The organism is Flavobacterium longum, assembly GCF_965137575.1.
GTDB lineage: Bacteria > Bacteroidota > Bacteroidia > Flavobacteriales > Flavobacteriaceae > Flavobacterium > Flavobacterium longum.
In genome coordinates this window covers 103,290-116,312 of sequence record NZ_CBCRZJ010000006.1, presented here as the reverse complement: position 1 = coordinate 116,312, position 13,023 = coordinate 103,290, and the positions used below count along the sequence as shown (strand labels likewise).

Genomic DNA, 13,023 nt, shown 5'->3' with positions numbered 1-13,023 from the left:
GCAACGTATTTTACTCTGTTTTCGTCGCTTCCGCCGTCACAAAAAGATGTAATTCGTCGATTAATTTTGCACTTTAACGATGTTTTTTATGTTAAAAAGTTTGCGTCGCGTCTCGAAATGTGTAGTTTTGCCAACCCAAGTCTCCATTAACCTATAGCATGTCAATGATTTATAAAACTGTTTCCATCGTTTCGCTTTTCTTGTTGTCGGTCACAGCGAACAACATCGTCCAGCCCAAAAATACACCTGAATTGCTTGTTGCCACAACGGTTTCCCCGTTTGAAGCCAAGGCCGAAAATATCTACCATTCACTCAACCCAAACCAGTTTTCCCTGCCGACTATGGACAGCTTCAAGCAAGCCTTGCAAGCTTTCTACAGCCTGAAAGACAAAGGCCTGCTCAAGAAAGACATCTTGACGTTGGTTGATTTTGGCTTGTCGTCCACAGAGAAACGCCTTTGGGTGATTGATTTGTCTACGCAAACCGTACTGTACAACACGTTTGTCGCCCACGGCAAAAACAGCGGAATGGACTTCGCGACCAAATTCTCCAACAAGAACGCATCAGAGAAAAGCAGCCTCGGGCTTTATTTAACTGGCGAAACTTATACAGGAAAACACGGCCTGTCCATGAAGTTAGACGGCATGGAACGCGGCGTCAACAACAACGCCAGGATGCGTTCGGTGGTGATGCACGGCGCCGACTACGTGTCCGAAGCCGTCATCAGGATGCAAAACAGATTGGGCAGGAGTCAGGGTTGCCCGGCCATCCCCGTAGAACTCACCGAAGACATCATCGCTACGATTAAAGACCAATCGTGCTTGTTCATCTACCATCCGTCGCGCGCCCGGAAATCTTTCGGGTCACTTTCGTAACGCCTCGTACAGTCGCCGGTCCCAGTCGTAAATGTCTGGCCTGAAGATGAGCTGGCCGTTTTCGCTCCAGGCGGTCCAATACAATTCGTGGATGTAAATCTTTTCCTTTAATGTAATAGAAGTCGTTTTCTTCGTGTCAACGACTTTTTTTATGGAGTCCAGTGGCCATTTGATCGAATCGTTCAGCATGTGCGCGGCCAACGGCAACGGGTTTTCGACCCTGATGCAACCCGAAGAATACGAACGGTTGTGCATGATGAACATTTCCTTGTGATTCGTGTCGTGCAAATACACCATGAACCGGCTCGGGTAGTTGAACTTCACGTTACCCAATGAATTGTCGTCGCCGGGTTTCTGTACATAACGGTATTTCTTTGATTGCGACGGAATCCAATCGGCGGGCTTGACCACTTTCCCGTTGCGGTAAATCGTGATGTTTTTCGAGGCAAAATACCCGCGGTTTCTCGTGGCTTCAGGCGTCAGGTCGCGTTCGATGATCGTCGGCGGAACGGTCCAGGTCGGGTTCAGGATGACGTTGCTGAAGGCCGAGGAAAGCACCGGCGATTTCCGGGCATTTTTCCCCACGACGATGCGTTTCTGTTCGAGCGTATCGCCATCTTTCACGACCGAGAGCAAATAGCCCGGAATGTTCAAAATCACGTAGTGTTCGCCCAAATCGCGCGGAAACCAGCGCCAGCGTTCGAGGTTCGCCAGGATTTGGCCTTTGCGGTCTTCCAACGAATAATTCAATTGCTTGATCGTGCCGCGCGAAATAATTCCGTCCGGCACCAAACCGTGCCTTTTCTGGAAATTGATCACGGCGTTGTAGGTTTTTCGGTCGTAAATCTTGGAGAGCGAATCCTGCGGTTCGAGTTCTTTCCAGAAAACCAACTTACGCTTGATGTAAGGCATGACATCCGACGTATCGCGGCGTTTGATCTTGAGCATCGTGTCCAAGACCTGGAATTCTTTTTCCTCCGGAAAACGGTTGATGAGCCGCCATGCCGTGAGCAGTTGCTTGTACATCTGGTGCGGCGGCCGCGCTTTTTCAATAATCGCAGAAACCGAATCGCCGCTGATGCCGCCCGAAAGCAACCGGTTGGTGTCAAAAGTATTGCGCTTCAAATCCCAGGTGTTGTACACCGCCAAAGGATTCAATTTTCCGCGCGAAAGATGGCGCAGATATTTCCGCATCGCTTTGGTCAGCAAAATGTCGTAGGCGATGCGTTTTTCGGTGGTGAGCAATGGCTTGTTTTTCTCGTAAACCGCAAGTTTGTTCACATAATAATCGGCCGGATTTAAGCCTTCTTCCTCGCCGGTTTTCTGGAGCATGAAAATGAGCGCTTCCCTGATTTCGGGCTTGTTCCAGACCGTTTCGAAACCGTTCATGCGGTAAAAATCCACGACGATGGAATCTTCGTCTTCAATAAGCGCGGTCGAGTCAATCACCAAACCCTTTACGTCTTTCTTAAATTCGTTTTTTACGACAGGTTTTGCGCCCGGAACCGCTTCGGGCTTGTCTTTCTTACAGCTTATGAAAGCCAGCAACACAAAAATCAGCAGTAAATTTTTCATAAGTTTTGGATGGGGCAAAGGTAGTGAAATTCGCAGTCGAAAGTCGAAAGTCGAACGACAAAAGAAGCAAGACCGCTTCGCTGAAAGAAGAAAGACGTCAAACGTTGAAAGTCGAACGAGGAACGCCAACTTTGAACCTGAAACAACAACATAAGCAAGACCGCTTTGCTGGAAGAAGAAAGACGTCAAACGTTGAAAGTCGAACGAGGAACGCCAACTTTGAACCTGAAACAACAACAGAAGCAAGACCGCTTCGCTGAAAGAAGAAAGACGTCGAATGTCGAACGAGGAAAGACCAACTTTGAACCTCGAACTTTGAATCTGAAATAGCAAAAGAAAAAAGACCGCTTCGCTGAAAGAAGAAAGATGTCGAACGTCGAACTAGGAACGCCAACTTTGAACCTCGAACTTTGAACCTGAAACAACAACATAAGCAAGACCGCTTTGCTGAAAGAAGAAAGACGTCGAATGTCGAACGAGGAACGCCAACTTTGAACCTCGAACTTTGAACCTGAAACAACAACANAAGCAAGACCGCTTTGCTGAAAGAAGAAAGACGTCGAATGTCGAACGAGGAACGCCAACTTTGAACCTCGAACTTTGAACCTGGAACAACAAAAGAAGCAAGACCGCTTTGCTGAAAGAAGAAAGACGTCAAACGTCGAACGTCGAACGAGGAACGCCAACTTTGAACCTCGAACTTTGAACCTGAAACAACAACAGAAGCAAGACCGCTTCGCTGAAAGAAGAAAGACCGAATGTCAAACGACAAAGACCAAAGGCCAGCGACCAATCTCAACTCCCAAACTTTTTTCAAAAAAATATTTGCACTCCCCAAATCTTGCCTTATATTTGCATCCGCATTTAAGCGGAAGTAGCTCAGTTGGTAGAGCTCCAGCCTTCCAAGCTGGTTGTCGCGAGTTCGAGCCTCGTCTTCCGCTCTAAAGAAGCCTGATCGAAAGATTGGGCTTTTTCTATTTTGGGCGTTGCGCAAGCGCCGGGCTTTCCGCGGTGCGCGGCACCTAGCTGCAATCCCTAACGCAGATCATCACGGTGCTACGCCCGGAATCCTCAACTTCAAAAACAAGAATCCAACGAATTGCACAAATTTGCTCGACAAAAATTCGTGCAATCCGGGTATCGTATAATTATTTTATCCAACTTAAATCGCTTCCCGTTTCCAATTCTTCTGCATCTTTCCCTTGCCGGAACAGCCGCGCCGACAAGTTGCCTTTCAGCGTAATCTGGTCACCTTTCACCTCCAGCCAGCTGCCTTCGCGCAAGCCCAACACCGGAACCGTGTTGAATTGGTGGAATTCCTTGATACGGGTTTCGCGGGTTTCGCCCATGTGTTTAGATTGCATATCGGCATCCAGATAATGTGGGTTCAAATTGAACGGAATCAAGCCCAAGGTCCTGAAATCCGGCGGGTAAATAATGGGCATGTCGTTCGTCGTCTGCATCGTCAACCCCGTGATATTGCTGCCGGCGCTGCTGCCTAAATAAGGCGTTCCGTTTTTTACGACTTCGGCCAAAACGCCCATGACTTTGTATTTGTACAACTGCGTCACGAGCAGGAAGGTGTTGCCGCCACCGGTGAAAATTGCCTCGGCTTCCCGGACGGCCTGTACCGGGTCTTCAAACTCGTGCAAACCCGTAACCGTTTTTCCCAATGGCGCGAACGCCGTTTTCACGCGCGCCGTATAATCGTCATGGGTCATGCCGCCCGGCCGCGCATACGGAATGAACAAAATCGATTGGCAATCCGCGAAATGCTTTTCCAGTTCAGGTATCAGGTATTCCAGATAGCCGCCGCCGTACAAGGTAGACGTGCTGGCGATGATGAGGTTTTTTTGCACGGGTTAATGCTTTTGTAAGTATTCGTAAATCTGCTATGCTGCCGCAGCCGCTTTTCAAAAATAACAGTTTCGCATACAAGCCTTGCGGTATGGCCGCTACTCTTTATTAACATACTTTTACCAGCGCATTAGTATTTCATTGGCAGCGCGCCCGATAATTTTACGACTTCCGTTTTCAATTTCCCTAGCATGAAATACGCTTACATCCTGTTGCTTGTGATTTTTCCAAAGGCGTATGCCCAAGAGCAAGATCGCAAACCGTTGCGTGGAAAAGTATCGGCGAACACCTCGAATTTTGCCGAGCTTTTTGTCGTAAACCGGCAATCTGAACAAGCCGTGGCTGTAGAAGACCGCGGGTATTTCACCATTGCAGCCAAACCCGGCGATACGTTGCAATTCTCCTCAACCCGTTTCAGGGCGCGGCAAGTAAAGATAAAGCCCGACGATTTCAACGGCGATTTATTGCTCGTTGAATTGCAGGCCATGATCCAGCTGGATGAAGTGGTTTTGGTGCGGTATGACAAGATTAACGCTGTCGATTTGGGCATTCTTCCTCAAGAAGCCAAAAAATACACGCCAGCCGAACGCAGGCTGAAAACCGCCGGCGATCTCAAACCCAAAGATTTCCTCGGATTATTGGGCGGCGGCATGCCAACCGACCCGATCATCAATGCCATTTCTGGCCGTACGGCTAGGCTCAAAAAAGAAATCGAAATCGAGAAGAAAGAAACGTTCATGAAACAAATCGAGGAATTGTTCGACGAAACGTTTTTTACCGGAAACCTGAAGTTGCCCGCGATTTATGTAAAAGGTTTCCTTTATTTTGTGGTAGAAAATGATAGTTTTACACGGCTGTTGGTGCAACGGAACAAAACCACGCTCGCGTTCCTGATGACCCAGTTGGCCGAGAAATACAAAGAAACCATTGGTAAAACCGAATAGCATCATCTTGTTTTTGCTGTTTTTCCTCCCGACGATCGTCTTTGGGCAGGACGGCGAAAAGATGCTTCGTTTTAAAGTGGTCAGCAACGATTCCACGTCGGTTTCCGGGATTAACGTGGTGAACATCGTCAACGAAAAATCTGCTGTAACCAATGGTGCCGGTGAATTTTACCTGCTCGTGAAACCCGGCGATTTGCTCATCCTTCAGAAAGAAACCTTTGAATACAAGCGACAGCCTGTAGATGAAGATGATATGGGCAAAAGTGTCGTGCCGATCAAGATGATTTCAAAACCCATCGCACTCGATGAGGTCGTCGTCAATCAAAAGGCCGCGACAGACGATTTAATCATGCGGCACAAGGACCACAAAAAATTTACGCCCGGCGAAAGAAGGCTTTACACTGCCACGACCGGCTTATTTGACCCTTTGATCAACTTGATCTCAGGCCGGACGGCACAATTGAAGAAAGAGCTTCAGGTAGAAATGAACGAGCGGTTGCTGGCCAGGATCGACCAGGTGTACGACGACCAATATTTTATCGAGCAACTGAAAATCCCTGCAGATTATGTCGGTGATTTCAAACGATACATCATCGATGATCCGGCCTTCGTGTCGGCCTTGAAAGCGAAGAACAAAACCCTGATGCAGTTTGAAGGTGCGCGTCTTGCCACTTCATATAAGAAATTGATGTCCGCAGTCTTTAAGGAAGAGAAATGAGAAAGCGATTTATTCTTTTGACGGTTATGGTTTCGGCGGTTTTGCTGACGGGGTTCGCCCACAAATTCTACGTCGGGATTGTCCAGATCAACCATGCGCCCGAGAAGAAAATGCTCCAAATCACGACGCGCCTTTTTGTGGATGATTTAGAAAATGCCCTCGAAAAAAAATACGGCCATCGGTTCCATCTCGGCGAAGCCTCGCAAACCCAGCAGGACGTCACCCAAATGAAACAATATTTGGCCGAGCGCCTGATCATTGAGGTCAACGGGCAGCCGCAGCCACTCACATATCTGAGCAACGAGCTTGAAAACACGGTTTTGATTTGCTATTATCGGGTTGCCAATGTGGAGAAAATCACGTCGTTGCACGTCAAGGCCAAAGTGTTGTTTGACTATGTAACAGATCAGCAAAACATCATACAAACCAACATCAACGGGAAAAAATCGAGCCTGTTACTCACGCCCGACAACCCCGAAGGAACCGTAAATCTTTAAGCATGAAACAATTCGGATGGCTGCTATTGCTGGCGGCAACGTCAATCGTCGCGCAGGAAAAAGTAAAAGAACCGGGAAAAACCGATGCCAGTAAATTCAGGCAAATGTATGACCTGATGGCCACGCCAAATATGTATCGCACCGCGTCAGGCGCGCCTGGGCCGGAATACTACCAGCAGCAGGCCGACTACAAAATGGACATCGAAATCGATGACCGAAACGCCAAACTCTTCGGGACGGAAACCATTACGTACACCAACAACGCCAAGGAATCGCTGGAATTCCTATGGTTGCAGCTCGATCAAAACCTGTACGCCAGGAATTCACAATCGCCGCTCGCCGATTCCAACGAAATGGAAGGTTCCACAACCGCGCGCCGCTTCACCAATGAATACCTGAAAGAACGTTTCGACGGCGGTTTCAACATCGATTACATAAAAGATGCGTCCGGGAAACCGCTGTCCTACACGATCAACCAAACCATGATGCGCGTTGACCTGCCCAAACCACTGGCGCACGGCGAGAAGTTTTCGTTTACGATCAAATGGTGGTACAACATCACGAATTATCTGGAAATCGGCGGGCGATCAGGCTACGAATATTTCCCCGAAGACAAAAACCGCATTTACGTCATTGCACAGTTTTTTCCACGAATGGCGGTTTATAATGACGTTGAAGGCTGGCAGAATATGCAGTTTTGGGGCGCCGGCGAATTTGCCCTGCCGTTCGGGAACTACGAAGTAAACATCACCGTCCCGGCCGATCACGTTATGGAAGCCACAGGTGCGCTACAAAACCCGAGCGAAGTCTTTACACCGGAACAATACAAGCGCTATCTGGAAGCGCAAAAAAGTTATGACAAACCGGTGATAGTCGTGACACAGGCAGAGGCGACGGCCGCAGAGAAAGGATTTTCGGAGAAAAAGAAGACTTGGCGTTTCAAGGCCGATAATGTGCGAGACTTCGGGATTTCGACTTCCCGCAAATACATTTACGACGCCATGGCTGTTAAGATCGGCGACAAAAACGTGATGGCCATTACGCTCTATCCGAAAGAAGGCAATCCGCTTTGGGGCGAATACGCGACACGCGTCGTGGCACATACGCTCAAGAGTTATTCATCTTACACGTTTGATTATCCGTACCCGAAAGCCGTGGCCGTGAACGCCAAAGACCAGGGCATGGAATACCCGATGATTTGCTGGAATTGGGGCAGGCCGGATACAAAAGGCAAGTACGACGACCGCACGAAATATGGCATGATGGAAGTCGTGATCCACGAAGTCGGGCACAATTTCTTCCCGATGATCGTCAATTCGGACGAACGCCAATGGACGTGGATGGACGAAGGCTTGAATTCGTTCATCGAGTATTTGGCCGAAATGACTTGGGATCCGAAATTCCCGTCGCGCCGCGGCCCGGCCAAAAACATCACCGCGTATATGAGCGGCAGCCAGGACAATCTGGAACCGATCATGAGCAATTCCGAAGTCTTGCGCCAATTTGGGAACAACGCATACGGAAAGCCCGCGGCGGGATTGAATATGTTGCGTGAAGTAATCATGGGACATGAGTTGTTCGATCATGCATTCAGGGTTTATTGCAACCGTTGGAAATTCAAGCACCCGACGCCGGAGGATTTTTTCCGCACGATGGAAGATGCGTCGGGCGTTGATCTGGACTGGTTTTGGCGCGGCTGGTTTTACACGACAGATTACAACGACATTGGCATCAAGGAAGTCAAACAATTTTACGTAACGGCCGAAGCGCCCAAGAATGCGAGCACACCCAAGAAAGGCGAACAACGCGTGTATATGGTGGCCGAAGGCAGTGAAGGGTTTAACGACAACTTGAAAAAGCCGCTCGATTTGGCGTCGGTAAAGCCGCTGAACGATTATTTGACTGAAAATTTTTCTAAGGAAGAGCGCGCCAAGTTGGCCAATCCGAAGTATTTCTACCAAGTCACTTTCGACAAACCCGGCGGACTCGTGATGCCGATTCTCGTTGAACTGACTTTTGACGACGGGACTACCGAAAGCCACCAATTCCCGGCGCAGATCTGGCGTTTCGACGACAAACAGGTGTCGCGCGTGTTTGCTACAGGGAAGAAAGTAACCAAAATTGAAGTGGATCCAAAACAACTTACAGCCGATATTGACACAACCAACAATACCTGGCCGAAATCGGCGGTGAAATCCAAGTTCGACTAAAATTATTTGTTAAGCTTTCGCATAGAGCGCGGCAAGTTTGTACCTTTACGGCCGTATCCAAAAAATGACTTTATGTTCGGTATAGGCGGCGGCGAATTCCTGTTCATCATCATTGTCGTGCTGATGCTTTTCGGGTCTGATAAAATTCCTGAAATGGCACGCGCACTCGGCAAAGGAATGGCGCAATTGCGCAACGCCACCAATGAAGTCAAGAGTGAAATCAACAAAGGCATGCGTGACAACGGGATCGATGCCAACAGCTTGACTGGCGGTATTACCGAAGAAATCGACAAGGCCAAACAAGGCTTGACCAAGATGATTTCCGAAACCAACGCCGATGCTTCGGTCAAGAATGAGATCGATCAAATCCGGGAGAATTTCGCTTCGATGAATGCCGATGTCAACCCTGACGTGCGGGAATTCAAACCGGAAATCCCTGAAGTGTTGCCCGAAACCGACCCGATTCCGGACGCGCCCGACGGCCCAATCAAACGACAGGTTTAATGGTGGAGACGATTCTGCAATGGGATAAGGATTTGTTCATCTTCCTGAACAGTCTGGGCAGCGAGAGCTATGACGGCTTTTGGCTTTTCATCACCAAGCAAATCAACTGGTTGCCCTTTTTCTTGATTATGGCATACCTGGTTTTCAAAAGGCTCGGCTGGCGACATGCCGTCATGATTTTAATCCTGATGGCTGTTTTGCTGACGTTTACCGACCAGACCACCAATCTCGTCAAATATTATTTCCAAAGGCTTAGGCCGGGCAGTAATCCCGAATTGGCGCATTTGATACGCGCGGTGCAGAAACGGAATTCCTTTAGTTTCTTTTCGGGCCACGCCTCGAATTCCATGGGTGCGGCCATGCTGCTGTTTTTGGTCATGCGTCCGTACCTGAAATACATGGGTTTCATTTTCCTGTGGCCGCTTATCTTCGCTTACAGCCGGATTTATCTGGGTTTGCACTATCCGCTTGACATCACGTGCGGCTACATTTGGGGCGCCATTTCAGGATTTTTGATGTATCAGGTCTACAAAAAAGTGCGCGACCACTATTTCCCGGAACACGAACAACTAGACCACCCGACTAACGGTTAGCCCGTCGCGGATGGGGAGCAAAACGGTTTCCACACGCGGATCGTTCTTCAGTAGCTCGTTATATTCCAGTAAGACTTTGGTGCTTTTGTCGTTGGGCTTCACCGGTTCTAAAACCTTTCCGCTCCACAAAACATTGTCGGACAAGATCACACCGCCTTTGTTCATCAGCGGCACGACCAGGTGGAAATAGTTGATGTAGTTTTCTTTGTCCGCATCGATGAAGACTAAATCAAATGTCGTGTCCAATTGTGGAATCACCTCCAGCGCGCTCCCCAAATGTTGCTTGATTTGCCACGCCCACGGCGATTGGTCAAAATACTTCCGTTGGAAATCCTGGAGCTCTTCCTTAATGTCTATCGTGTGGATGATGCCGTTCTCGGCCAAACCTTCGGCCAGACAAAGCGTCGCATAACCGGTATAAGTCCCGATTTCTAAAATGGTTTTTGGCCGGACGAGTTTTGAAATCATGCTCAGCACACGCCCTTGGAAATGCCCGCTTAACATTCTCGGCTGCAGGATTTTCACATGGGTTTCGCGGTTGAGCGCAGCCAGCAAGGCAGGTTCGTCCTGCGAATGGTCGGCGGCGTATTTTTCGAGTTCGGGCGAGAGGAAATGCATTGAAATTGTGAATTGTGAATTGTGAATTGTGAATTGTGAATTGTGAATTGTGAATTGTGAATTGTGAATTGATTGAGACAGTTCAATTCAAAGATACAATTTCGGTATTTCCAAGTTTCGATTTACCATAATATTTGGCTATAGACGTAGTTCATTCACCATTCATAATTCACCATTCATCATTTAACAGCTATCTTTGCGCCATGGAATCCGAAAAGAAAGACATCCGCGCGCTATCCAAAGACCAGCTTCGGGATTTTTTCGTGGCCAATGGCGACAAAGCCTTCCGCGGGAACCAAGTGTATGAATGGCTTTGGGGTAAAGGCGCGCACACTTTTGAGGATATGACCAACCTGGCCAAACCCACGCGCGAGATGTTGGAAAAGCATTTTGTGATCAACCACATCAAGGTAGACCAGATGCAGCGTTCTGAAGACGGCACGGTGAAAAATGCGGTGCGTCTGCACGACGGCTTGGTCGTGGAATCGGTGTTGATTCCTACTGAAACGCGGACGACGGCCTGCGTGTCGAGCCAAGTGGGTTGTAGCCTGGATTGCGAATTCTGCGCAACGGCGAAACTCAAACGCATGCGCAACCTGAACCCGGACGAAATTTACGATCAGGTCGTGGCCATTGACCGCGAAAGCCGTTTGTATCATGGGCATCCGCTCTCAAACATCGTGTTTATGGGCATGGGCGAACCGCTGATGAATTATAACAACGTCATCAAGGCGATTGACATGATTACCTCGCCGGAAGGCTTGGCCATGTCGCCCAAACGCATCACGCTTTCGACTTCGGGGATTTCTAAGATGATCCGGAAAATGGCCGACGAAGAGGTGAAATTCAAACTGGCGGTCTCGTTACACTCTGCGATTGAGGAAACGCGCAACCGCATCATGCCGTTCACCAAAAACTTCCCGCTCACTGAACTGCGCCAAGCGCTGGAATACTGGTACGCGAAAACCAAAAGCCGTGTCACGTATGAATACGTGGTTTGGAAAGGCGTAAACGACGACCGGCAATCCATAGACGCGTTGGTGAAATTCTGCAAATACGTGCCGTGCAAAGTAAACCTGATTGAGTACAATGCCATTGGCGACGATGCGTTCCAACAAGCGCCGGAAAGCGCCATCAACGCATACATCAAATCTTTGGAAGCGGCCGATATTGTCGTAAAAGTACGCCGCAGCCGCGGGAAAGACATCGATGCGGCGTGCGGGCAGTTGGCGAATAAGAGCTAGTGGCTAGTTGTTAGTAGCTAGAAGAACAGGCTTTGGATTCGCAATCTTTTAATCTGCGTGTTTTGTCTTCGTGAATGGCCGTGTTTTGCCTTTTGGTTGGTGTATTGAATCTTTGTTTGGCTGTTAAGAAAAGATGCGGGTTTGCCGTAATGGGATTGGAGAGAACAAGGGTAAATTTGCTTGGGTGGGCGCGAAAGCGCAGCCATTGAAAACTGAAAAAATAATTTTGAGGACAGCATCCAGCACGGCTCGCGGATGCGTAACTTCCGGCGCGGCACAAACCTTTGCGTGACTGCGTTAGCGATAGGAGCGAAGTGCCGTGCACTGCGGATAGCGCGGGCCACAGGCAACGCCCAAAAAATCAATACACCCGATAAAAAATAATCGAACAATCGGCTTATCTTTGAAGCCGTGAAAACCACCGAGCAAATCAAGCAGCCCATCAAGGCGGAAATGGATCTTTTCGAAAAGAAATTCCATCAGGCCATGGCTTCAAAAGTGGCGTTGCTCAACCGCATCACGTACTACATCGTTAACCGAAAGGGTAAACAGATGCGGCCGATGTTCGTGTTCCTGACCGCCAAAATGATATCGGGCGAAGTGAACGAACGAACCTACCGCGGCGCATCGGTGATTGAATTGATCCACACGGCCACTTTGGTTCACGACGATGTGGTGGACGATTCCAACCGCAGGCGCGGTTTCTTTTCCATCAACGCTTTATGGAAGAACAAGATTGCGGTTTTGGTGGGCGATTACCTGCTCTCGAAAGGGCTTTTGCTCTCTATCGACCATGGCGATTTCGACTTGCTCCGGATCATTTCGGTAGCGGTGCGCGAGATGAGCGAAGGCGAGTTACTGCAGATTGAAAAGGCTCGTCGTCTGGACATCGTGGAGGAGGTGTATTATGACATCATTCGGAAGAAAACTGCGACCTTGATTGCGGCATGTTGCGCGTTGGGTGCGCGGTCTGTGTGCGACGACGATGCGCAGGTAGAGAACATGCGCAAATTCGGCGAACTCATCGGGATGGCGTTCCAGATTAAGGATGATTTATTTGACTATACCGACGACGCCATTGGGAAACCCACAGGCATTGACATCAAGGAACAAAAAATGACCTTACCACTGATTCACGTGCTTAACACATGTACCGAAAAGGAGAAAAGCTGGTTGATCAATTCAATAAAGAACCACAACAAAGACAAGAAGCGCGTCAAGGAAGTGATTGCGTTTGTCGTGAATCACGGCGGGCTGTCGTACGCGGAGCAAAAGATGGTGCAATTCCAGCAAGAAGCTTTGGCGCTCATTTCATCCTATCCCGAATCTGAATACAAAAGCGCATTGACGCTGATGGTAAACTACGTTATTGAAAGGAAGATATAAAA

Annotated in this window: 12 protein-coding genes, 1 tRNA gene and 1 pseudogene; 10 read left to right on the top strand and 4 right to left on the bottom strand. The window is 48.8% G+C overall.

All coding sequences use genetic code 11. The features are described from left to right. The first annotated feature begins 164 nt into the window (after positions 1-164). On the top strand, positions 165-875 hold the full coding sequence (locus ACM9J1_RS11645) for a murein L,D-transpeptidase catalytic domain family protein (protein WP_415582222.1): 711 nt from the start codon (positions 165-167) through the stop codon (positions 873-875). On the opposite strand, the gene ACM9J1_RS11640 is transcribed toward ACM9J1_RS11645, so the two are convergent. Together ACM9J1_RS11640 and ACM9J1_RS11635 are read right to left on the bottom strand one after the other, a co-directional pair. Continuing rightward, positions 864-2,450 (bottom strand): L,D-transpeptidase family protein, encoded by a 1,587-nt coding sequence (locus tag ACM9J1_RS11640; protein ID WP_415582221.1) that lies wholly within the window; start codon positions 2,448-2,450, stop codon positions 864-866. The two genes, ACM9J1_RS11645 and ACM9J1_RS11640, sit on opposite strands and share 12 nt — an antisense overlap. A gap of 526 nt (positions 2,451-2,976) precedes the next feature. Beyond that, positions 2,977-3,267 (bottom strand): hypothetical protein (locus ACM9J1_RS11635; RefSeq protein WP_415582220.1); only part of this gene is annotated, 291 nt, incomplete at its 3' end. A 51-nt stretch (positions 3,268-3,318) separates the two neighbouring features. On the opposite strand from ACM9J1_RS11635, the gene ACM9J1_RS11630 reads away from it, so the two are divergent. Beyond that, positions 3,319-3,391, top strand: a tRNA-Gly gene (locus ACM9J1_RS11630). 207 nt (positions 3,392-3,598) lie between these two features. Here ACM9J1_RS11630 and pepE read toward each other — a convergent pair. Then, positions 3,599-4,309, bottom strand: a complete 711-nt coding sequence (gene pepE / locus ACM9J1_RS11625) for a dipeptidase PepE (RefSeq protein WP_415582219.1) — start codon at positions 4,307-4,309, stop codon at positions 3,599-3,601. Positions 4,310-4,498: 189 nt separating this feature from the next. Here pepE and ACM9J1_RS11620 point away from each other — a divergent pair, with 189 nt between their 5' ends. The 6 genes and pseudogenes from ACM9J1_RS11620 to ACM9J1_RS11595 all read left to right on the top strand — a co-directional run bounded on the left by ACM9J1_RS11620 (position 4,499) and on the right by ACM9J1_RS11595 (position 9,773). After that, positions 4,499-5,251, top strand: a complete 753-nt coding sequence (locus ACM9J1_RS11620) for a peptidase associated/transthyretin-like domain-containing protein (protein WP_415582218.1) — start codon at positions 4,499-4,501, stop codon at positions 5,249-5,251. Next, the gene (locus ACM9J1_RS11615) at positions 5,235-5,969 is read left to right on the top strand and encodes a hypothetical protein (RefSeq protein ID WP_415582217.1); all 735 of its coding nucleotides are present in this window, start codon (positions 5,235-5,237) and stop codon (positions 5,967-5,969) included. Before ACM9J1_RS11620 ends, ACM9J1_RS11615 begins: the two co-directional genes overlap by 17 nt. Then, on the top strand, positions 5,966-6,466 hold the full coding sequence (locus ACM9J1_RS11610; protein ID WP_415582216.1) for a DUF6702 family protein: 501 nt from the start codon (positions 5,966-5,968) through the stop codon (positions 6,464-6,466). Before ACM9J1_RS11615 ends, ACM9J1_RS11610 begins: the two co-directional genes overlap by 4 nt. A 2-nt stretch (positions 6,467-6,468) precedes the next feature. Continuing rightward, complete coding sequence (locus tag ACM9J1_RS11605) at positions 6,469-8,676, top strand: M1 family metallopeptidase (RefSeq protein WP_415582215.1); 2,208 nt, start codon at positions 6,469-6,471, stop codon at positions 8,674-8,676. A 72-nt stretch (positions 8,677-8,748) separates the two neighbouring features. Beyond that, a pseudogene (locus ACM9J1_RS11600) lies at positions 8,749-8,908 on the top strand (Sec-independent protein translocase subunit TatA/TatB); the annotation flags it as partial. Positions 8,909-9,179: 271 nt separating this feature from the next. Continuing rightward, positions 9,180-9,773 (top strand): phosphatase PAP2 family protein, encoded by a 594-nt coding sequence (locus ACM9J1_RS11595; protein WP_415582214.1) that lies wholly within the window; start codon positions 9,180-9,182, stop codon positions 9,771-9,773. Here ACM9J1_RS11595 and ACM9J1_RS11590 read toward each other — a convergent pair. Continuing rightward, positions 9,750-10,391, bottom strand: a complete 642-nt coding sequence (locus tag ACM9J1_RS11590; protein ID WP_415582213.1) for an O-methyltransferase — start codon at positions 10,389-10,391, stop codon at positions 9,750-9,752. The genes ACM9J1_RS11595 and ACM9J1_RS11590 overlap by 24 nt on opposite strands. 203 nt (positions 10,392-10,594) lie before the next feature. Here ACM9J1_RS11590 and rlmN point away from each other — a divergent pair, with 203 nt between their 5' ends. Continuing rightward, entirely contained in the window at positions 10,595-11,635 is a 1,041-nt protein-coding gene (rlmN, locus tag ACM9J1_RS11585; protein WP_415582212.1) for a dual-specificity RNA methyltransferase RlmN, read from the top strand. Between the two features lie 411 nt (positions 11,636-12,046). Further along, positions 12,047-13,021, top strand: a complete 975-nt coding sequence (locus ACM9J1_RS11580) for a polyprenyl synthetase family protein (protein WP_415582211.1) — start codon at positions 12,047-12,049, stop codon at positions 13,019-13,021. Positions 13,022-13,023: the final 2 nt, after the last annotated feature.